This is a genomic window from Leifsonia soli, from assembly GCF_013408745.1.
GTDB classification, from domain to species: domain Bacteria; phylum Actinomycetota; class Actinomycetes; order Actinomycetales; family Microbacteriaceae; genus Leifsonia; species Leifsonia soli.
In genome coordinates this window covers 2930203-2950066 of record NZ_JACCBJ010000001.1, presented here as the reverse complement: position 1 = coordinate 2950066, position 19864 = coordinate 2930203, and the positions used below count along the sequence as shown (strand labels likewise).

The 19864-nt window shown below is 70.9% G+C and carries 22 protein-coding genes and 1 pseudogene; 17 read left to right on the top strand and 6 right to left on the bottom strand.

Annotated features, from left to right (window positions below):
* Positions 1-4: 4 nt before the first annotated feature.
* The 5 genes from BJ963_RS14210 to arfA all read left to right on the top strand — a co-directional run bounded on the left by BJ963_RS14210 (position 5) and on the right by arfA (position 5347).
* Positions 5-466, top strand: coding sequence for a flagellar hook capping FlgD N-terminal domain-containing protein (locus BJ963_RS14210; RefSeq protein WP_179457276.1), 462 nt, complete (start codon positions 5-7; stop codon positions 464-466).
* Between the two features lie 31 nt (positions 467-497).
* A complete protein-coding gene (locus BJ963_RS14205; RefSeq protein WP_179457275.1) occupies positions 498-1670 on the top strand; it encodes a flagellar hook protein FlgE in 1173 nt (390 codons plus the stop codon).
* Positions 1671-1822: 152 nt separating this feature from the next.
* On the top strand, positions 1823-2572 hold the full coding sequence (locus BJ963_RS14200) for an ABC transporter permease (protein WP_089916275.1): 750 nt from the start codon (positions 1823-1825) through the stop codon (positions 2570-2572).
* Positions 2573-2660: 88 nt separating this feature from the next.
* Positions 2661-3674 (top strand): LacI family DNA-binding transcriptional regulator, encoded by a 1014-nt coding sequence (locus BJ963_RS14195; RefSeq protein ID WP_179457274.1) that lies wholly within the window; start codon positions 2661-2663, stop codon positions 3672-3674.
* 167 nt (positions 3675-3841) lie between these two features.
* Complete coding sequence (arfA, locus tag BJ963_RS14190; protein WP_089916280.1) at positions 3842-5347, top strand: arabinosylfuranosidase ArfA; 1506 nt, start codon at positions 3842-3844, stop codon at positions 5345-5347.
* Here the strand turns inward: arfA and BJ963_RS14185 are convergent.
* The 4 genes from BJ963_RS14185 to BJ963_RS14170 all read right to left on the bottom strand — a co-directional run bounded on the left by BJ963_RS14185 (position 5344) and on the right by BJ963_RS14170 (position 8085).
* On the bottom strand, positions 5344-6021 hold the full coding sequence (locus BJ963_RS14185; protein WP_179457273.1) for an SDR family NAD(P)-dependent oxidoreductase: 678 nt from the start codon (positions 6019-6021) through the stop codon (positions 5344-5346). The two genes, arfA and BJ963_RS14185, sit on opposite strands and share 4 nt — an antisense overlap.
* An 84-nt stretch (positions 6022-6105) precedes the next feature.
* Positions 6106-6939, bottom strand: coding sequence for an OmpA/MotB family protein (locus BJ963_RS14180; protein ID WP_179457272.1), 834 nt, complete (start codon positions 6937-6939; stop codon positions 6106-6108).
* A 1-nt stretch (position 6940) separates the two neighbouring features.
* On the bottom strand, positions 6941-7759 hold the full coding sequence (locus tag BJ963_RS14175; RefSeq protein WP_089916288.1) for a motility protein A: 819 nt from the start codon (positions 7757-7759) through the stop codon (positions 6941-6943).
* Entirely contained in the window at positions 7759-8085 is a 327-nt protein-coding gene (locus BJ963_RS14170) for a flagellar FlbD family protein (RefSeq protein WP_089916291.1), read from the bottom strand. The genes BJ963_RS14175 and BJ963_RS14170 overlap by 1 nt, the downstream gene beginning before the upstream one ends.
* A gap of 136 nt (positions 8086-8221) precedes the next feature.
* Between BJ963_RS14170 and BJ963_RS14165 the strand changes: the two genes are divergently transcribed.
* Positions 8222-9106, top strand: coding sequence for a flagellar motor switch protein FliM (locus tag BJ963_RS14165; RefSeq protein ID WP_089916293.1), 885 nt, complete (start codon positions 8222-8224; stop codon positions 9104-9106).
* Positions 9107-9111: 5 nt separating this feature from the next.
* Positions 9112-9828 (top strand): flagellar motor switch protein FliN, encoded by a 717-nt coding sequence (gene fliN, locus BJ963_RS14160; protein ID WP_089916296.1) that lies wholly within the window; start codon positions 9112-9114, stop codon positions 9826-9828.
* Between the two features lie 10 nt (positions 9829-9838).
* Here fliN and BJ963_RS14155 read toward each other — a convergent pair.
* A pseudogene (locus BJ963_RS14155) lies at positions 9839-10210 on the bottom strand (formylglycine-generating enzyme family protein); the annotation flags it as partial.
* Between the two features lie 129 nt (positions 10211-10339).
* Between BJ963_RS14155 and fliO the strand changes: the two are divergent.
* The 8 genes from fliO to csrA are packed head-to-tail and all read left to right on the top strand — an operon-like array spanning position 10340 to position 16758.
* Positions 10340-10828, top strand: coding sequence for a flagellar biosynthetic protein FliO (gene fliO / locus BJ963_RS14150; RefSeq protein WP_089917090.1), 489 nt, complete (start codon positions 10340-10342; stop codon positions 10826-10828).
* Positions 10825-11682, top strand: a complete 858-nt coding sequence (gene fliP / locus BJ963_RS14145) for a flagellar type III secretion system pore protein FliP (RefSeq protein ID WP_179458159.1) — start codon at positions 10825-10827, stop codon at positions 11680-11682. Before fliO ends, fliP begins: the two co-directional genes overlap by 4 nt.
* Complete coding sequence (fliQ, locus tag BJ963_RS14140; RefSeq protein WP_089916305.1) at positions 11679-11954, top strand: flagellar biosynthesis protein FliQ; 276 nt, start codon at positions 11679-11681, stop codon at positions 11952-11954. Before fliP ends, fliQ begins: the two co-directional genes overlap by 4 nt.
* Positions 11954-12715, top strand: coding sequence for a flagellar biosynthetic protein FliR (locus BJ963_RS14135; RefSeq protein ID WP_179457271.1), 762 nt, complete (start codon positions 11954-11956; stop codon positions 12713-12715). The genes fliQ and BJ963_RS14135 overlap by 1 nt, the downstream gene beginning before the upstream one ends.
* Positions 12712-13806, top strand: a complete 1095-nt coding sequence (locus BJ963_RS14130; protein WP_179457270.1) for an EscU/YscU/HrcU family type III secretion system export apparatus switch protein — start codon at positions 12712-12714, stop codon at positions 13804-13806. Before BJ963_RS14135 ends, BJ963_RS14130 begins: the two co-directional genes overlap by 4 nt.
* 59 nt (positions 13807-13865) lie before the next feature.
* Entirely contained in the window at positions 13866-15857 is a 1992-nt protein-coding gene (locus tag BJ963_RS14125; protein WP_218857619.1) for a flagellar biosynthesis protein FlhA, read from the top strand.
* Positions 15835-16512 (top strand): hypothetical protein, encoded by a 678-nt coding sequence (locus BJ963_RS14120; RefSeq protein ID WP_179457268.1) that lies wholly within the window; start codon positions 15835-15837, stop codon positions 16510-16512. Before BJ963_RS14125 ends, BJ963_RS14120 begins: the two co-directional genes overlap by 23 nt.
* 9 nt (positions 16513-16521) lie before the next feature.
* Complete coding sequence (csrA, locus tag BJ963_RS14115; RefSeq protein ID WP_018188940.1) at positions 16522-16758, top strand: carbon storage regulator CsrA; 237 nt, start codon at positions 16522-16524, stop codon at positions 16756-16758.
* Here the strand turns inward: csrA and BJ963_RS14110 are convergent.
* Positions 16736-17446: a DUF4386 domain-containing protein gene (locus BJ963_RS14110; RefSeq protein WP_089916319.1), complete on the bottom strand. Its 711-nt coding sequence runs from the start codon at positions 17444-17446 to the stop codon at positions 16736-16738. The two genes, csrA and BJ963_RS14110, sit on opposite strands and share 23 nt — an antisense overlap.
* 73 nt (positions 17447-17519) lie before the next feature.
* Between BJ963_RS14110 and BJ963_RS14105 the strand changes: the two genes are divergently transcribed.
* Together BJ963_RS14105 and BJ963_RS14100 are read left to right on the top strand one after the other, a co-directional pair.
* On the top strand, positions 17520-18236 hold the full coding sequence (locus BJ963_RS14105) for a TetR/AcrR family transcriptional regulator C-terminal domain-containing protein (RefSeq protein WP_179457267.1): 717 nt from the start codon (positions 17520-17522) through the stop codon (positions 18234-18236).
* Between the two features lie 49 nt (positions 18237-18285).
* Positions 18286-19863: an MFS transporter gene (locus BJ963_RS14100; protein WP_179457266.1), complete on the top strand. Its 1578-nt coding sequence runs from the start codon at positions 18286-18288 to the stop codon at positions 19861-19863.
* Position 19864 lies beyond the last annotated feature (1 nt).

The window sequence follows — 19864 nt, the reverse complement described above, 5'->3', positions numbered from 1 at the left end:
CACCGTGGCCGTCGACCCCATCACCGGAGCCGATTCCGCCTCCACGGGCGGCATCTACTCCACCCCGCCCACGCGGACGCCCAAGCAGTCGCTCGACAGCGAGGCCTTCATGCAGCTGCTGGTCACCCAGCTCCGCAACCAGGACCCCAGCTCGCCGATGGACACCAACCAGATGATCTCGCAGACGACGCAACTGGCCATGATGGAGAAGCTCACCAACATGGACACCACGGCGCAGGAGGGCTTCGCGCTCCAGATGCGCCAAGCCGCCGCCGCGCTCATCGGTCACACCGTCAGCTACCTCGACAAGAACGGCGACACCCAGACCGGGCTCGCCTCGTCCGTCTCCTACGCGGGCGCCGTCCCGATCGTCACCGTCGGCGATCAGAAACTCGCCCTCGACGCTATCCTCGGCGTGGTCACCCCGGCTGCCGCAGGCGCGGGCTCCACCACGCCCACCGCCTGACCTCACGCACCTTCCTCAGAAAGGAAACGCCATGCTCCGCTCGCTCTACTCCGGGATCTCCGGCCTCCGCTCGCACCAGACCATGCTGGATGTGACGGGCAACAACATCGCCAACGTCAACACCACCGCGTTCAAGTCGTCCGCCGTGCAGTTCCAGGACACGCTGTCGCAGCTGGTGCAGGGCGCGGGCGCCCCGCAGGGCCAGACCGGCGGCACGAATCCCGCCCAGATCGGCCTCGGCGTGCTCGTCGCGGGAATCTCGACCAACTTCACGCAGGGCGCAGCCCAGGCGACGGGACGCTCCACCGACATCATGATCAACGGCGACGGCTTCTTCGTCATGAAGGTGGGCGGCGAGACCGTCTACACGCGCGCCGGCTCGCTCGACCCCGACGCGCTCGGCCGCCTGGTCGGCCCGGGCGGCGCCATCCTGCAGGGCTGGAACGCGGTCAACGGCGTCATCCAGCAGGGCGGCGCCCTCAGCGACATCACCATCCCGCTGAAGGCGGTCACGCCGGCCGCGGCGACCACGACCTCGGCCGTGACCGGCAACCTCCCCTCGGACGCGGCCGTCGGCGACCAGCTGGTGCGCGACATCTCCGTCTACGACGCCAACGGCACCGCCCGGAAGCTCACCCTGACCTTCACCAAGACGGGCACCGGGTGGGATGTTGCGGGCTCCGACCCGACGGGCGCGACCGGAACGAGCGCGCTCACCTTCACCAACGGCGTCCTCACCGGCGGTGGCGCGCTCACGGTCGGCGGCGTCGCGGTGAATCTCGGCGCGGTCACCGGCTACTCGGGCATCACGACGGTCGCCTTCACGGACCAGAACGGCCGGGCGGCCGGGACGCTCGAGTCGTTCACCCTCGACAAGGACGGGACGATCACCGGCCTGTTCTCGAACGGCGACAAGCAGGCCGTCGGCCGCATCGCGCTCGCCACGTTCGTGAACCCGGGCGGCCTGGAGAAGGGCGGAGGGTCGACCTACCGCGCGACGGTCAACTCGGGCGCGGCCCAGCTCGGCGGCCCCGGCGAGGACGGCCTCGGTCAGCTCCAGGGCGGCTCCCTCGAGATGTCGAACGTCGACCTCTCGCAGGAGTTCACCAACCTGATCGTCGCGCAGCGCGGCTTCCAGGCGAACGCCCGCATCATCACCACGTCCGACGAGGTGCTGCAGGAGCTCACCAACCTGAAGCGCTGACCCCGCGCTCTCGCGACGCGCGCTACCTCCCGGAACGGAGGAGTTCCGGCCATCACCCGGCCGGACCTCCTCCGTTTCGCGCATCCGGCCGCATCCCCTGACGGCATCGCCTCCGTTTCCGCCGCGAAGGGGGTGCGCCGTAGGCTCGACGGGTGCCCATCGTCCACGAGCTGGCGCCCACTCTGCTGGGCGTCGCCGTGCTCGCGCTCGTCGCCGTGGGGGTGCTCGCCGCCTACGGCGTCCCGCACCGCTGGGCGCCGGCCCTCGCCATCCTCCGCGGCGCCGCGCAGCTCGCGGTCATCAGCGTGGTCCTCGCCGGGGTCATCACCGATCCGCTCTGGGTGGCGCTCGCCCTCCTCGTGATGTTCTCGGTCGCGGCGGCGACGGCCACGCGCCGCATCGGGTGGTCGGCGGAGCACGCCGTCATGATGGCGACGGCCATGGCGGTCGGCGTCGTCGTCTCGTTCTCGGTGGTCTTCCTCACCGGCGCCATCGAGTTCAGCGCGCGCTACGCGCTCGCCATCGGTGGCATCGTCATCGGCAACTCGATGAGCATCGCCACCCTGGCCGGCCGCCGCTTCACCGAGGCGGTCGGCGACCATTGGGACGAGGTGGAGGGGTGGCTCGCGCTGGGTGCGACGCCCCGGCAGTCGACGTTGGAGCTGGCGCGGAACGCGGTCTACTCGGCGCTCATCCCGTCCGTCGACCAGACCAAGACGACCGGCCTCGTGACCCTGCCCGGCGCCTTCGTCGGCGCGATCTTCGGCGGGGTGTCGCCCCTCGAGGCCGGCCGGTTCCAGGTGGTCGTCCTGGCCGCGATCATGGCGGCGGGAGCCCTCACCGCCGTGATCGTCTCGGCCTGGCTCGCGCCCGTGCGCGTCCGCCCCGCCGCTCTGCGCTGACCATCGGTCCCGGAACGCGATGGCGACGGCTGCGACGATTGCCCTTGCAACGTTATAAAGTCGCAGAAGAGGCGAGAGGGGAGCGTCCATGGCCGCGACGATGCAGGACGTGAGCGTGCTCGCCGGGGTGTCGGTGAAGACGGTGTCGAACGTCATCAACGACCACCCGCACGTGCGCGAGCAGACGCGGCGCAAGGTGCTGGATGCGATCGACGTGCTCGGCTACCGGCCCAACTTCCTGGCGCGCGGGCTGCGGTCCGGGCGGACCAACGTGATCTCGCTGATGATCCCGAACCTGCGCAACGCCTACTTCGCCGAGCTGGCGGATGCGGTGATGATGGCGGCCACCGAACGCGGTCTGGCCGTGCTGATCGAGCAGTACGGGCTCGACCGCCGGCAGGAGATCGGCGCCCTGCGGCATCCCCGCGCCCAGACGGTCGACGGGGTGCTGCACAGCGTGCTGGCACTGGACCAGAGCGACGTCGAGCTGCTCGCCGAGCTGACCACGCCGGTGGTGCTGCTCGGCGACCGCAACGTCGACGTGCCGCGCGATCACGTCATCATCGCGAACACCGCGGGGGTCCGGGCGGCGACCGAGCACCTGCTGCACGCCGGCCGCCGGCGGATCGTGGCCTTCGGCGCCCATCCCGCCGATGTCGTCGGCTCGGCCGCCCTCCGTCTCGACGGCTACCGTCAGGCGCTGGAGGCGGAAGGGCTGCCGTTCGACCCTTCGCTCGTCGTGCCGGTCGACCCCTGGCACCGGCGCAACGGGGCCGACGCGATGCGCGAACTGCTGGCGCAGGGGACGCCCTTCGACGGTGTGGTCGCCTTCAACGACGCCATCGCGCTCGGAGCGCTCCGTGCGCTGCAGGAGGTCGGACGCCGGGTGCCGGAGGACGTGGCCGTGATCGGCTTCGACGATATTGAGGAGACGGAGTACTCCATCCCGAGCCTGTCGACGATCGACCCGGGCCGCGAGCAGATCGCGCGCACGGCCGTCGACCTGCTGGTGCGGAGGATCGAGCACCCGGACGAGGCGTTCGTCCCCGAGCGGCTCCCGATGCCGTTCCGTCTGGTGGAACGCGAGTCGACGCGGGCCTGACCACGTCCGTTTGACACGGTCACATCCGTTCTGCATCATAGTTTCTACAACGTTGTCCTCTAACGTTGTAGACACGGGTGTCGACGCGCCGCGAATGGGAGCCCGTGACCGACGGCAGCGCCGAAGGGGCTCACGGCTCCTCGGCGAATTCGAGCACTGGAGATTCCTTGTCTGAGACCCGCATCGCCCTCGACCGCACCGCACGCGTCGCCCCCGTCAACCGCCGCATCTTCGGCTCGTTCGTCGAGCACCTCGGGCGCTGCGTGTACGACGGCATCTACGAGCCGGGGCACCCGACCGCGAACGAGGACGGCTTCCGCCTCGATGTCGTCGAGCTCGTCCGCGAGCTCGGCTCGACGACGATCCGCTACCCGGGAGGCAACTTCGTCTCCGGGTTCCGCTGGGAGGACTCGGTCGGCCCCCGCGACCAGCGCCCGGTGAGGCGCGACCTGGCCTGGCACTCGCTGGAATCCAACCAGGTCGGCCTCGACGAGTTCGCGCGCTGGCTGGCGCTGACGGACTCCGAGCTGATGCTCGCCGTGAACCTCGGCACCCGCGGCATCCAGGCCGCCCTCGACCTGCTCGAGTACGCGAACCACCCCTCGGGCACCGCCCTGAGCGACTGGCGCATCGCCAACGGGACGCCGGAACCGCACGACATCCGGATGTGGTGCCTGGGCAACGAGATGGACGGCCCGTGGCAGACCGGCTACATGACCGCCGACGACTACGGCAAGCTCGCGGCCCGCACGGCCGCCGCGATGAAGATGGCCGACAAGGACCTCGAGCTCGTGGTGTGCGGCTCGTCCGGCTCCGGGATGCCGACCTTCGGCGAGTGGGAGCGCGTCGTGCTCGAGCACTCCTACGAGCACGTCGACTACGTGTCGGCGCATGCCTACTACCAGGAGCGCGGCGGCGACCTCGGCTCGTTCCTCGCGTCCTCCGTGGACATGCAGTACTTCATCGACACGGTCGTCTCGACCGCCGATCACGTCGGCAACCGGCTGAAGAGCAAGAAGAAGATCCAGATCTCGTTCGACGAGTGGAACATCTGGTACCTCGACGAGCACAAGGCGTCGGAGGAGATCAACGACGAGTGGCGCTACGCCCCGCGTCAGCTGGAGGACGTCTACTCGGCGGCCGACGCCGTCGTGCTCGGCAACCTGATGATCACGCTGCTGAAGAACCACGACCGGGTGACCAGCGCGTCCCTCGCCCAGCTGGTCAACGTGATCGCGCCGATCATGACGGAGCCGGGCGGCGCGGCCTGGCGCCAGACCACGTTCTTCCCGTTCTCGGTGACGAGCCGTCTGGCCCGCGGCGAGGTGCTGCGCCCGCGCATCGAGACCGGCTCGTACGAGACGGCCGTCTACGGCGAGGCGGACCTGGTGGATGCGGTGGCCACGTTCGACGAGGCCGACGGGTCGGCCGCGCTGTTCCTCGTCAACCGCAGTCTCACCGAGACGCAGACGGTCCGCGTGGATGTCCGCGACCTCGGCGTCTCGTCGGTGCGCGAGGCCGTGTCCCTGTGGGACGACGACGTCTACGCGAAGAACACGATGCACGACCAGAACCGCGTGGGCCTGCGTCCGACGCCCACGGCATCCCTCGACGACGGCGTGCTCACGCTCGAGCTTCCGCCTGTCTCGTGGACGGGTGTCTCGCTCGGCTAGAGCAGGGTCGTCCCCAGCATCCGGTGGCCGATGGCGATGGACTCGCCGTCGACCGCCGACAGGGGCGAGGTGAGGAAGGCGACCAGGTCGGCGATCTGGTCGGGAGACGACTCGCCGCCGCGGCCCGGCGCGACCGCAGGGTTCGGGTTCTCGGTGACGAGGCCCGGGTTGACGACGTTGACGGCGACGCCCGTTCCGGCCAGCTCGTCCGCGAGGTTCTTCGCGATCAGGTTGGTGGACGCGTTGCGCACCACCGCGGTGATGTTGCCGGTGATGTAGGCGTTCTGGCCGCTGATCACCACGATCCGTCCGAAGCCGGCCTCCCGCATGGCGGGGATCACGGCGCGCGCGACGCGGAGGAAGGCCAGCGCTTTGCCGTCGATCGCACTCAGGATCTGGTCGGGGTCGGAGCTGCGGGCGGGGTCGAGGGTCTGCGCCGGCGGCGCGGCCGTCACGACCAGGCCGTCGATGCGTCCGTGACGCTCCAGCACCGTGTCGACGGCGCGGCGGACGGACTCGTCGTCCGACGCGTCCAGCGTCACCCCCTCCGACGCGCTGCGGGAGGCGACGACCACGGTCGCGCCCTCGGTCCGGAGGCGGTCGGCGACCGCGGAGCCGATGAAGCCGGTGCCGCCGACGACGAGGACGACACGATTCGCGAGCTGAAGATCCATACCCGTCCCAACCCCGTCGAGTCCACAAAAATTGCACGCTGAGCGCGCCGTCAGCGTGCAATCTGTGCGTACTCGACGGCGGGGTCAGCGGGAGGCGGCGGGGGCCGTGGTCGGGGTGGGCGCGGGCGACTGCAGCGCCTGCGGGATGAGCTTGCGGATGACGTCGGGCTGGGCCGACAGCACCACCACATCCACCCGCCGGTTCTGCGCCAGGTCGGAGTCCGTCGTGCCGGTGTAGCCCGCGACCGGACGCGCCGAGCCGAAGCTGACCGCCGCGATGCGGCCCTGCGGGAAGCCGTTCACCTCGACCAGGTGCCGCAGCACGCTGGTCGCGCGCCCGGCGGAGAGCTCCCAGTTGGTCGGATAGGGCGCGCCCGGCTGCCGGAGGTCGGCGTGCCCCTCCACCGAGACGTCGTACGCCTCCGGGGCGAGCACCGGGCCGATGTCGTTCAGCACGGCGACCGCGCGCGGGCTGAGCTCCGCGCGGTTGGAGTCGAAGAAGGTCGAGTTGCCGACCAGCCCGATCGTGAGGCCGCGCTCGTCGATCTTCAGCTCCACCGCATCCTGCAGGCCGTCGCGGGTGAGAGCGGCCTGGATGAGGTCCTTCAGGTGCTGCAGGTTCTGCGCCTCCTGCTGGGCGAGGGCGAAATCGGTCGACTTCCCCGACTCGTCGACGTGCTTCGGCGGCACGACGACACCGGATGCGGTGTCGATCTTCTGCGTCTTCACCTGCCCGAAGCCGGTCGCCAGCGAGTCCTTCAGCTGCTCGAACTTCTTCGCATCCACCGTCGACATGGCGAAGAGCACGATGAACATGCACATGAGCACGGTGACCATGTCCATGTAGGAGGCCATCCAGCGCTCCTCGTTCTCGTGCTCCTCCGGCTCCTCGTGCTTCTTGCGACGGCGGGCAGACATGTCAGGCCGCTTCCTCGACGGGATCCTTCGCCCCGCGCGCCGGCTTGGCGCTCTTCGCCGCGCTCTTGTCGGCGTCGCCGTCGGGGACCATCGCACGCAGGCGCTCGCCGAGGAGGCGCGGCTGCGAGCCGGACTGCACGGCGAGCACGCCCTCCATGAGCAGGGTCATGCGCTCCACATCCAGCTCGGACAGGCGGCGCAGGCGGGCGCCGAGCGGCAGCCACAGGAAGTTGGCCGAGAGCAGACCCCAGAGGGTCGCGACGAACGCGCTCGCGATCATCGGGCCGAGCTCGCCCGGCTCTGCCAGGTTCTCGAGCACGTGCGTGAGCGAGACGACGGTTCCGATGATGCCGATCGTCGGTGCGTATCCGCCCATCGCGCTGAAGAACTTGGCCGCGACCCTGTCCTTCTTGGAGCGCGTCGCGATCTCGTCCTCCAGCAGCACGCGCAGCTCGTCGCCGTCCGTGCCGTCCGCGATGTTCTGCAGCGCGCGCTTGAGGAACGGGTCGTCGACGCTGTCGGCCTCCTGCTCCATGGCGAGCAGGCCGTTGGCGCGGGCCTTCTCCGCCAGCCCGACGACCTGGTCGATGACCTGCTGCGGCGGCTCGACCTTGCCGCGGAGGGCGCGGGGGAGCGCCTTCACCGCGGTGAGGAAGTCCTTGATCGTGCCGCTGGCGATGCCGACCGCGATGGTGGCCCCGAAGACCAGCACCATGGGGGCGGGCAGCAGGAGCGCGCTGAGGTGCGCGCCCTCCATCGTCACCATCGCGACGACGGCGCCGAACGCGAGGACGATGCCGATGATCGTTGCCGGGTCCATTACTTCTTCCTTGCTCGCAGGGGGACGGCGCGGGCCTCGGGGTGAGCCCTGGTCGTCTCGTCGTCTTCCAGCCCGGTCAGCGTCACGAGCCCGAGCGGCGGTGCCGGAACGGGTCGCGGGCCGGCGGCGGGCAGATCGTGGGCGAGCGCGATCACACGCGCCCGGTACGCGGCGATCTTCTCGATCACTTCCGGCATGGACTCGGTGACGATGAACTTCGCACCGTCGACCATGACGAGAGTGGTGTCCGGACTGGCGTGGATGCGCTCGATGAGGTCGGGGTTGACCGCAAACTGGCTGTCGTTCAATCGGGTGACGACGATCATGGGCGCGAATCCTGGTCTCGGCTCCGGGTGAGCCGTCACGTGTGCACTATCGGCCCGCGCCGGTCTGTCGTTAGGGGGACGCCGGGTGGATGCGGCGTACCTAACGAACGAGCCGTCCGCGCCGATAGTCCCTCACGTGACGACTCTGCAGGCCCCGTCGCCGGACGCCCCCGAGGCGCCGGTCTACGACTTCCGCCGGCCGACGACGCTCGCGCGCGAGCATTCCCGCGTGCTGGAGCTGGCCTTCGAGACGTTCGCCCGGCAGTGGGGCACCCAGCTGACCGCGAAGGTGCGCGTGCTCAGCCAGGTCGAGTGCGACTTCGTGCAGTTGCAGACCTACGACGAGTACGCGGCGTCGCTTCCCGCGACAACGGCCATGGTGCTGTGCGAGCTGGAACACACCGCCCCGAAGGCGGTCATCCAGTTCCCGACCATCGCCGCGCTGTCGTGGGTGAATGCGATGCTCGGCGGCCAAGGCACCCCCGTCGACCACGAGCGGACCTTCACGCAGATCGAGCACGCGCTGGTCCGGCGGCTGATGGACGACGCGCTGGAGGACCTGCGCTACTCGCTCGGCTCCATCCTGCTCGCGCCGATCACCGTGGACGCCATCCAGTACAACTCCCAGTTCGCGCAGGCCGCCGCGACCTCCGAGCTGATGATCGTGGCGGGCTTCGAGCTGCGCGTCGGCGAGAACGTCGCGCGGGCGACCGTCGCGCTGCCCGCCGTCGCCCTGCTCCCGCAGCTGGGCGAGACGAATCCCACCCACAGCACCGAGAACGCGCGCGAGCTGGTCGACGCCCAGCTCGCGCGCGTCCCCGTGGATGTGGCCCTGCGGCTGGCCCCGGCGGCCGTCCGTCCCAGCGTGGTGCTGGGGCTCGCGGTCGGCGACCTGCTGCCCCTCCCGCATCCGCAGCACCGACCCTTCGATCTCACGGTCGGCGGGCAGACCGTCGCTTCGGCCGCTCTCGGCTCGAGCGGCTCGCGTCTCGCCTGCGTGATCGTCAACACAGAGGACTGATTCCGATGAGCATGACCAGCACCGCACACGCCGCAGGACTCTCCCTCGGGCAGGCGCAGGCCGCCGCAGAGGCGCTCGCCCGCGTGCTCCCGACGGGCGCACCGCTGACGCCGCTGCTCGCGCAGGGGTCCGACGTTCAGGACGCCGCGCACGCCGTGGTCGCCACATTCGTCGGCGCCGTCTCCGCCGACCTCGCGGTCGTGCTGCTCGAGGCGCCGCAGCTGGTCGACGACGGCGCGGACGGCGCTCCCGTGGTGGCGCTCCAGGATGTGCTGCAGCCGGCCCTCGAGGCCGCCAGCGACACGCTCGGCGCCGGTGTCCTGGACGACGCCCGCCCGGATGACGCCGCTGAGCTGTTCGCCGACCCGGCCACGTCGGTCTTCGCCCTCTCCGGGCCGTCCGGTGTCGCCGGCTGGTTCGCGGTCCGCGGCCGCGCCTCGGTCGCCGAGCGCGCGGGCACCGGTGCGCTGGGTGGCAAGCTGGCCCGCATCAGCAACGTGGAGATGGCGCTGACCGTCGAGATCGGCCGAACCCGGATGGCGGTGCGCGATGTGCTCGCGATGGAGCCGGGCGCGGTCATCGAGCTGGACCGCTCCGCCGGGTCGCCCGCCGATGTGCTGCTCAACGGCCGCCTGATCGCGCACGGCGAGATCGTGGTCGTCGACCAGGACTACGCCGTCCGCATCACCAAGATCCTGGACACGGCGGAAGACCTGGACTGACGCCGCCGGCTCAGCCGCGCTCCTCGTCTGCTGCGGCCGACCAGCCCTGCGCAGCGCCCTCGGCGTCGAACCCGCCGCGGGCGACGCGGAAGCCCACGTCGGGGTACGGCGTGCGCGCCGGGCCGCCGCGGCGGACGGACGCCCGCACGTTCCAGGCGTCGTCGGCGAAGCCGCCGCCGCGGAACACCCGAGCGTCGCTGGAGCGGCCCGGGTCGAGGAGGTCCCAGCACCACTCCGACACGTTGCCGAGGGTGTCGAACAGCCCGTTCAGGTTGGGCAGGCGCAGGCCGACGTCGGCGGGAGCGGTCAGGCCGTCGGCGCTGGTCCAGGCGATCTCCGGCAGCGGGCCGTAGTGCGGCGCGGTCGAGCCGGCCCGGCACGCGATCCCGGTCGCCCCTCCCCGGCCGTCGAGGTGCTCGCAAGTGCGCGTCGCGACGGCGTGTCGGCCGCAACGGCGAGCACCTCGTGGATGCGGCTAACGGGAGGGAGGCCGCGGCCGATAGTGCGCAGCGTGGAGACCCTGTTCGTTGCGCTGCGCGTCGCTGTGGTGCTCGGCGTCATCGTCGCGCTGCTGTGGTTCGTGCAGCGACGGGTGACGAAGGGGCGCAGCTCGGCGCGGGGCCGTCGCGGCAACGCAGTGACCGTCGTCGGCCGTCAGGGCATCGGCCAGAAGGCCTCGGTCGTCGTCGTGGATGTGGACGGCAGCCGGTTCGTGCTCGGCGTCACCGAGCGCCAGGTCAGCGTCCTCCACTCCGGTGACCGCCCGCAGGACGCGGACGTCACCCCGATCAAGCCCGTGCGCGAGGTGGAGGCCAGGACCGGCACCACCGACGCGCCCGCGAGCACACGCAGCACCAGCACCACCACGACCACCAGGCAGGATGCCGACTTCCTCACGGCGCACGGACGCGCCTCGCTCTTCGACGAGGCACTCAAAGGCTCGATCCTGTCCCCGGCAACGTGGCGTCAGGCGAGTTCGGCGGTGCGCCCCAAGAAGTGACGGCGCCGGAGGCCACGGCGCGCACGGCGCGCACCGGGCGCCTGCCCCGCCTGGCGCTGGCCGGCATCCTGGTCGCGCTCATCGTCGCGGCCATCGTGCTGCTGGGGTCCACCGCCGCGCACGCCGTTCCGACACCCGTTCCGACCCCGACCGGCCCGTCCGGACCCGCGGCCGGTACCGGCGGCATCACGCTCGACATCAACGGCCCGAACGGCACGCCCAGCGCCGCCGTCCTCACCCTCCTCGGCATCACGGTGCTGTCGGTGGCGCCGGCCCTGCTGTTGATGATGTCGTCGTTCACGAAGATCTTCGTCGTGCTCGCCATCACGCGGAACGCGCTGGCGCTCCCGTCCATCCCGCCGAACCAGGTGCTCGCCGGCCTCTCGCTGTTCCTCAGCCTGTTCATCATGAGCCCGGTGCTGGTCGACATCAACAACTCGGCCGTGCAGCCCTACCTCGCCGGGCACATCGACTTCACGGCGGCCGCGCACGCGGCGGAGGCGCCGCTGCGCGGCTTCATGGCCGCGCACACCCGCGAGGAGGACATCGCCCTGATGACCCGCGCGGCGGGGCGCCCGAACCCGGAGAGCGTCAGCGCCGTGCCGCTGCTCACGCTCATCCCGGCGTTCATGATCTCCGAGCTGCGCGCCGCGTTCATCATCGGCTTCGTCATCTTCGTGCCGTTCCTGGTGATCGACATGGTCGTCTCGGCGGCTCTCATGTCGATGGGCATGATGATGCTCCCGCCGGTGATGATCTCGCTGCCGTTCAAGATCCTGCTGTTCGTGCTGGTCGATGGATGGGGGCTCATCATCACGAGCCTGATCACCAGCTACGGGGGTGGTGGCGGATGAACCCGAACGCCGTCCTCGACATCGCGATGCAGGGACTGATGGTGACCGCGAAGCTGGCCGCTCCGATCGTCGTCACCGCGCTTGTCGTGGGGTTCGCGATCTCGCTGGTGCAGTCGATCACGCAGATCCAGGAGGTCACCCTCTCGTTCGTGCCGAAGGCCGCGGCGGTGGCCGTCGCCCTCATCATCTGCGGCCAGTGGATGATCGCCGAGCTCGTCTCCTTCACCCACGTGCTGTTCGACAAGATCCCGCAGCTGCTGGGCGGTGGCTGATGTTCATCCCCATCGACCTGGCCGCGATCGAGGCGATCGCGCTGGCCTCGCTGCGCATGGTCGCGTTCCTGGTGATCGCGCCGCCGTTCTCGTACAACGGGTTCCCCGCGCAGGTGAAGGGGATGCTCGCCATCGGTCTGGCGGTCGCCGTCGCGCCCCGCGTCGGCGCCGGGTACCGGTCGGCCGACACCGGCGCATTCCTGCTCGACATGGTGCGGGAGCTGGCGGTGGGGGCGACGCTCGGCTTCCTCGTCTTCCTGGTGTTCTCGGCGATCCAGTCGGCGGGCAGCCTGGTCGACCTGTTCGGCGGCTTCCAGCTGGCCCAGGCGTTCGACCCGCAGTCGATGATCAACGGCGCCCAGTTCACGCGGATGTTCCAGCTGACGGCGCTCGCGCTGCTGTTCGCGTCGGGCGGCTACCAGCTCATCATCGGCGGTCTCGTGCGCACGTTCGACGCCGTCCCGCTCGCCGCGGGGATCGATCTGGCCGATCCGGCGAAGCAGATGGTCGACGGTCTCACCCAGATGTTCCTGGCGGCGCTGCAGATCGCCGGGCCGCTGATCGTCGTGCTGTTCCTCGCCGACGTCGGCCTCGGACTCCTCACCCGCGTCGCTCCGGCGCTCAACGCCTTCTCGCTCGGCTTCCCGCTGAAGATCATGCTGACCGTCGTGCTGGCCGCGATCGTGTTCGTCGCGCTGCCGGGGGTCGTCTCGGGGCTCACCGACACCGCCGTCAAGACCATGCTGGGGGTGGGCCGATGAGCGACGCGCAGGAACGCACCGAGCAGGCGACGGAAAAGCGGATGAAGGAGGCGCGCTCCAAGGGCCGCCTCTCCAAGTCGTCCGACCTGACCGCCTGGGTCGGAGTCGGAGCTGCTGCCGTGATGCTGCCCTTCACCCTGCAGACCGGCAGCACCGCCGCCATCGAGCAGCTGTTCTCCGTCCGCTCGGTGATCGAGAGCCCCGACCCGGCGAAGGCGGTCGCCGCGCTCGGCGACGGGCTCGGCAGCATCATGGCGACGATCGGACCGCTGCTGGCCGTGGGCGCGCTCGCCGTGGTGGGCGCCGCCGCCGTGCAGGGCGGCATCCACTTCAAGAAGCTCGAGGGCAAGTACGAGCAGTTCAACATCGTGCAGGGCATCGGACGCGTGTTCGGGATGCGGGCGCTCTGGGAGGGCGCGAAGACCCTGCTCAAGTCGGCCGTGGTCGCGATCGGGCTGTTCCTCGTGGTCCAGGGGCTGATGCCGGTGCTGCTCACGTCCGGCTCGATGCCGCTCGCCTCCCTGCTCTCGGCCGCGTCCGGGGGGACGGCAGGGCTGCTGCAGGCGGCGATCGGCGCCGGCCTCGTGCTCGCCGGCCTCGACGTGCTCGTGGTCATGCGCCGCAACCGCAAGCACACGCGCATGAGCAAGCAGGAGGTGCGCGACGAGAACAAGAACAGCGAGGGCGACCCGCTGGTGCGCTCGCACCGGCGCTCCCGTCAGCTCGCGATGAGCCGCAACCGCATGATCGCGGCCATCGGCGGGTCGGATGTCGTGCTCGTCAACCCGACGCACATCGCCGTCGCGGTGAAGTACGAACCGGGCAAGTCGGCCCCGCGGGTCGTCGCGAAGGGCGCGGGCGCCATCGCGCTGCGCATCCGTGAGAAGGCGGAGGAGGAGCGCGTGCCGATCGTCAAGGACATCCCGCTCGCGCGGGCGCTGCACGCCGGATGCGAGGTCGGGGACGAGATCCCCGTCGAGCTCTACAACGCGGTCGCGCGGGTCCTCGCGTTCGTCATGTCGCTCAAGCAGCGCGGCTCGGCTGCCGGGCTCCACACCATGCGGCCGCAGCTCCAGGGAGGGATGTCGTGAAGCCGAACAAGGGTCTCGCCGCCAAGGTGGCCGTGCCGATCGGGGTGGTCGGCATCATCATGCTGCTCGTCGTCCCGGTGCCGTCGTGGCTCCTCGACGTGCTCATCATCGTCAACATCATGCTGGCGCTGGTCGTGCTGCTCACGACGATGTTCGTCAAGAAGCCGCTCGACTTCTCCGTGTTCCCGTCGCTGCTTCTCGTGGCGACGCTGTTCCGGCTCGGGCTCAACGTCGCATCCACCCGCCTGGTGCTGGGCGACGGCTTCGCCGGGCAGGTCATCCAGGCGTTCGGCCACGTCGCCGTCGGCGGCTCGATCATCATCGGCGCCGTCGTCTTCCTCATCCTGGTGGTCATCCAGTTCATCGTCGTCACCAAGGGTGCGGAGCGCGTGGCGGAGGTCGGCGCGCGCTTCACCCTCGACGCGATGCCGGGCAAGCAGATGGCGATCGACGCCGACCTCAACGCCGGGCTCATCACCGAGGAGCAGGCGCGGGCCCGTCGCGCCGAGGTCTCGGCCGAGGCGGACTTCTACGGCGCGATGGACGGCGCATCCAAGTTCGTCAAGGGCGACGCCATCGCGGGCATCCTCATCATCGTGATCAACGTCGTCGGCGGCATCGCGATCGGGATGGTGCAGCGCGGCATGCAGCTCGGCGACGCCGTCAACTCCTATACCCTGCTGACCATCGGCGACGGCCTCGTCTCGCAGATCCCCGCCCTGCTCATGGCGGTGTCCACGGGCATGATCGTGACGCGCTCGAACGCCGAGTCCGAGATGGGAACGACGGCGAGCAACCAGCTCAGCCAATCGCGCAACGCCCTGATGATCGCGGGATGCGCAGCGATCGTGATGGCGCTCATCCCCGGGATGCCGCCCATCCCGTTCGTGCTCGTCGGCGCGTTCCTCATCTTCGCGTCGCAGCGCATCAAGACGTCGCAGGCGGCGGCGAAGAAGGCGCAGGCGGCGCAGAACGCCGTCGCGGCGACCACGTCGGAGACGACGGAGGACCTGATCGAGCAGATGCGCGTGCACGCGCTCGAGATCACGCTCGCGCCCGACCTCGTCGACATCGTCAGCGGCGCCTCCGACGACCTGCTCGCCCGGGTTCGGGCGCTGCGGCGCAAGATCGCGCTCGAGCTCGGGGTGATCGTGCCGCCGGTGCGCACGCGCGACAGCGCGGAGCTGCCGCCGTCGACCTACGTGATCAAGATCGCGGGAGTGGAGGCCGGCCGGGGGCAGGCGCCGTCCGGCCGGGTGCTCGCCCTCGGCGACGCCCTGGACAACCTGCCGGGAACGCCGACCGTCGAGCCGGTGTTCGGGCTCCCGGCGAAGTGGATCCCGTCCGAGATGCGGCACAGCGCGGAGCTGGGCGGGGCGACGGTCATCGACCGCGTCTCCGTGCTCATCACGCACCTGTCGTCGATCATCACGGCGAACGCGGCGCGCCTGCTCACCCGGGAGGACGTGCGCCTTCTCACCGAGGGCGTCAAGCGCGTGAACCCGCCGGCGGTGGAGGAGCTCATCCCCGCGCTGCTCTCGCTGGCCGAGGTGCAGAGGGTGCTGCAGGGGCTGCTGGCCGAGCAGGTGCCGATCAACGACCTCCCGCGCATCCTGGAGGCACTGACGCTGCGCGCGAAGGTGTCGAACGACCCCGAGGGGCTGGTCGAGGCCGCGCGCGCCGCCCTCGGGCCGGCCGTCGTCGCGCCGCACGTCGACGAGGGGACGCTGCGGGTCATCATGATCGACCCGGGCCTCGAGCAGTCGATGCTCGAAGGCCTGCGCCCGTCGGAGGGCGGCACGCAGATCGTGCTCGACCCGGTGCGGCTGGAGGCCGTGCTGGCCTCGGTCCGCGACACGGCGGCGCGGTTGGACGATGCCGGAGTCTCGGCGGTCCTGGTCTGCGCGCCGGCCCTGCGTCCGGCCATACGGCGGCTCGTCGCCGGCCAGATCGCGGGACTCGCGGTGCTCTCCTACCAGGAGGTGACCGCTGTGCAGGCGGCGATCGAGACGGTGGGGGTGGTGCGGGGTGCGGAGTCGATCGCGGCCTGAGTGGGTCGCCGGCGACGAGGAGGTCCTCCCGGCCGTCTCCACATCCTCCCTCGCGTTCCAGGCCGTGCTCGACGACCTCGTCCGAGCCGTCGACGCGCCCGCGTCCCCTCCGCCCGCGTCCCTTCCGGCGGGCTTCGACCCGACGCCGTCGAGTGGTGAGTCGTTGCCGGAATCGGCGACGAGTGGCGACATCATGTCGCACCTCGGGCCGCCGCCGGCCCGCCTGCGCGGGCGGGGCGACCTGACGCTCGTGGTCGGGCTGGGCCCCGACGCGGAGGCCGCGGCGCGCGTGCTCGCCGCCTCCGCCGACGCCGGTGCCGAGGTGCAGCAGCTCTCCGACCGCCGCGCCGCGCTCGCCGCCCGCGCCGACGGCGTGCGCCGCGACATCCCCGTGGTTGCCGCCTTCCCACTCGCCGCCCCGGATGCCGTGCCCGGGCTCGCCGCTGACCTGGCCGGCATCGCCCCCGATCAGGTCTGGGTGGCCGTCGACGTCTCGCGCACGTTCGGCGACACCAGCGGCTGGGTCCGGGCGGTGGATGCGGTGCTCGCCGTGGACGCGGTGGCCGCGACCGGCGCCGCCTTCACCTCGACGCCGGACGACGTGCACCGCCTGGGCCTGCCGGTGCTCTGGCTGGACGCACCGCCCGGCGGATAGGCTGGACGGATGCTGGTATTGACGCGCAAGGCGGGGGAGCGGGTGCTCATCGGCGACGACATCGTCGTCACGATCCTCGAAGCGCGTGGGGACGGCGTGCGGATCGGCATCGATGCCCCGCGCGGCATCCGCATCCAGCGCGACGAGGTGGTCAAGGCCGTGACCGAGGCCAACCAGGAGGCGACCGAGCGCGCCGCCGGCACCGACGACGCCGAGGCGCTCATCAAGAAGTCGCTGGGACTCTGACCGTTCCGTCCGCGACCGCCCCGGCGTCCCGCCGGTGGAACCCGTGGACGGTCAGGTAGACGCCGAGGAACAGCTCCCAGACGACCTCGGGCAGCGTCAGCACCACCGACACGGCGGAGACCTGGTCCCACGCGCCGAACAGCACGGCGATGCCCGACAGCGACACCAGCGGACCGCCGATCATGCCGAACCACGCCCAGCCGCGCGGCACGAGCCCGGCCCGGCGCAGCATCCACCCGAGCATCAGGCCGTTGCCGATGCCGACGACGAAGCCGGGGCCCAGGAGGAACGTCCAGCCGTGCAGCGCGACGAGCGCGTGCGCGACGACCACGGCGGTTCCGTCCGCGCCCGTCCCGGCCTCCCGCAGGCTCACGACGGTGAGCAGGCTGAGGATCCCGACGGCGATCAGCGTGGACTCCATGACCCGCGCGACGACGTAGCCGAGCGCGAGCGACGGGCTGGTGCGCCGGAGCACCGGGTAGAGCGCGAGCGCTGTGCCGAGATTGGCGATGACCAGCGCGATCTCGAGCACGGCACCGGCGAGCACGGCCGTCGCCGAGCCGTCGCCGAGCACGAAGCGCGGATCGTTCAGCACGGGCCCGTAGAGCAGCGCGCCGGGGATGGAGGTGGCGAAGGTGAGCAGGAAGAGCACGCCCGCGAGGAGCGAGCGGCGGCGGTCCGGATCCATGATGTCCTCTCGGAAAGGCGAGGTGTACGGCGTACACCTGTATCGGGATCAGGGTAGGCGTACGCTGTACACCATGTCAAGCGAGCCCGTGACGTCCCGCCCGACGCTGAGCACAGCGCGGGTCATCGAGGCCGCCGTCGCGCTGGCGGACCGGGAGGGCCTCGACGGGTTGAGCATGCGCGAGCTCGCGCAGCGGCTCGGCGTCGTCCCCATGGCGCTGTACAAGCACGTCGCCAACAAGGACGACCTGCTCGACGGGATGGTCGACACCGTCTGGGCGGAGGTGGAGGCGCCATCCTCCGATCTCGGCTGGCGGGAGGCGATGCGGCGCCGCTCGATCTCGCTTCGCAGCGCACTGCTCCGCCATCGCTGGGCCGTCGGGATGATGGAGTCGCGCATGCGTCCCGGCCCGGCGAACCTGAGCAGGCACGACGCGATGATGGGCTGCCTCCGCCGGTCGGGGTTCTCGTTCCGGACGACCGTGCACGTCACATCGGTGCTCGACGCCTACGTCTACGGCTTCGCCCTCCAGCAGAAGACACTGCCCTTCGGCACCCCGGAAGAGTCGGGCGAGACGGCCGCGCGCAAGCTCGAGGCGACGCCGCCCGAGCTGGCGGCGATGTACCCGCACCTGCTCGAAGTCGTCGCCGAGCTCGCCCGCGCCGGATACGACTACGACGCGGAGTTCCTCACCGGGCTCGAGCTCGTCCTCGACGGGATCGAGCAGCTGCGGCCCGGGTGGGCGACGGCCGACCGGGCGCCGCGTCCACCGATCGGCGGACACGGGTGACCTCCGGCCGCCGGTGCCGCGGGCGGCGGCGAGCCGCCACGCTCGAGGTATGAAGTCGTCAACCCTCGCCCTGACCGGGCTCATCTTCGCCGTCTCGATGACGACGATCGACCAGACGATCGTCGCGCTCTCGGCGCCCAGCATCCAGCAGAACCTCGGCCTCACGCACGATGGGATGCAGTGGGCCGTCAACGTCTACCTGCTGACCACCGCGGCCTTCTTCCTCCTGGGCGGCCGCATCGCCGACGTGATCGGACACAAGCGCATGGCGCTGGCCGGCATCGCCGGCTTCGGCATCACCTCGCTGCTCTGCGGCCTGGCGCCGACCGGCGACCTCGCCGAGCCGTGGCTCGTCGCCGCACGTGCCCTCCAGGGCGTCAGCGGGGCCATCATGTTCCCCGCGGCGATCGGCATCGTCGTCGAGGGCTTCGCCCGCGAGAGCCGGGGGCGCGCCATGGCGATCTTCTTCGCGATCACCGGAGCCATGACGGCGGTCGGCCCGATCGCCGGCGGCTACCTGACGACGTGGACGTGGCGGGCGATCTTCTGGGTGAATGTGCCGATCGCGGTCGCCGCCTTCGTCATCGTCGCCATCGCCGCACGGCCCTCCGTCCGCCGCCGCGAGCGCATCGACTGGCTCGGGGCGGCGATCGTCGCGGCCGGGATGGGCCTGGTCGTCTTCGGCTTGCAGCAGGCGAGCCCGTGGGGATGGGGCGACGCCGCCGTGATCGGCTCGCTCGTCGTCGGCGCCGCGCTGCTGGTGGTCTTCGTGCTGACGCAGCGCAGGATCCGCCAGCCGCTCATCCGCATCGCCGCCTTCCGCGACCGCGGGTTCGCGCTCTCCACCGTCGCGACGCTGTTCGCCTCCATCGCCTTCATCAGCACGTTCTTCTTCCTCAGCGTCTACGGGCAGGTGTCCCTGCAGCTCTCGGCGGGAGAGACGGGCCTGCTGTTCCTCAAGTTCTTCATCGGCTTCGTCGTGGCCAGCCGGATCGGGTCGGTGCGCTTCGACAAGAGCGGCGCGCGCGGCGTCGTGCTCCTGGGCGGCCTGATCGGCGCGGCCGGCTTCGGCTGGCTGGCGGCGACGGCGACCGACCTGTCCATTCACGCCGACGCGTTCTTCAACCCGCAGACCTGGCCGATCGTGGTGGCCGGCGCCGGCATCGGCCTCATGTTCAGCCCCGTCTCGACCGACGCGGTGAACCGCGCGATCGGCGCCAGCTACGGCGAGGTGAGCGCGATCACGCAGACCATGAAGAACTTCGGCGGTGCGCTGGGCATCGCGGTGTTCACGACGGTCGTGACCTCGCGCCTGACCGACCTGCTGACGGACTCGTTCGCGAGATTCGGCGGCACGGCGGCGGACGCGCGGAGCGCCGTCGAGCGGATCAGCGGCGCATCGGGCGAGGGCGGCGCGCTCTCCGCCCTTCCCCGGGCCGTCCAGGAGCAGATCCTGCACGCGGTCCGGTCCGACTACGCCTCCGCCGTCCAGTGGGCGTTCTGGGGCATGGCGGCGGCCATGGTGATCGTCGCCGTCGTCGGACTCTTCTATCCGGCGGGGCGCACCTCGCTGCCCGAGGAGTCGCTGCCCGGCGCCCGGCCGGCCGAAGACCCGGCTACAGTCTGAT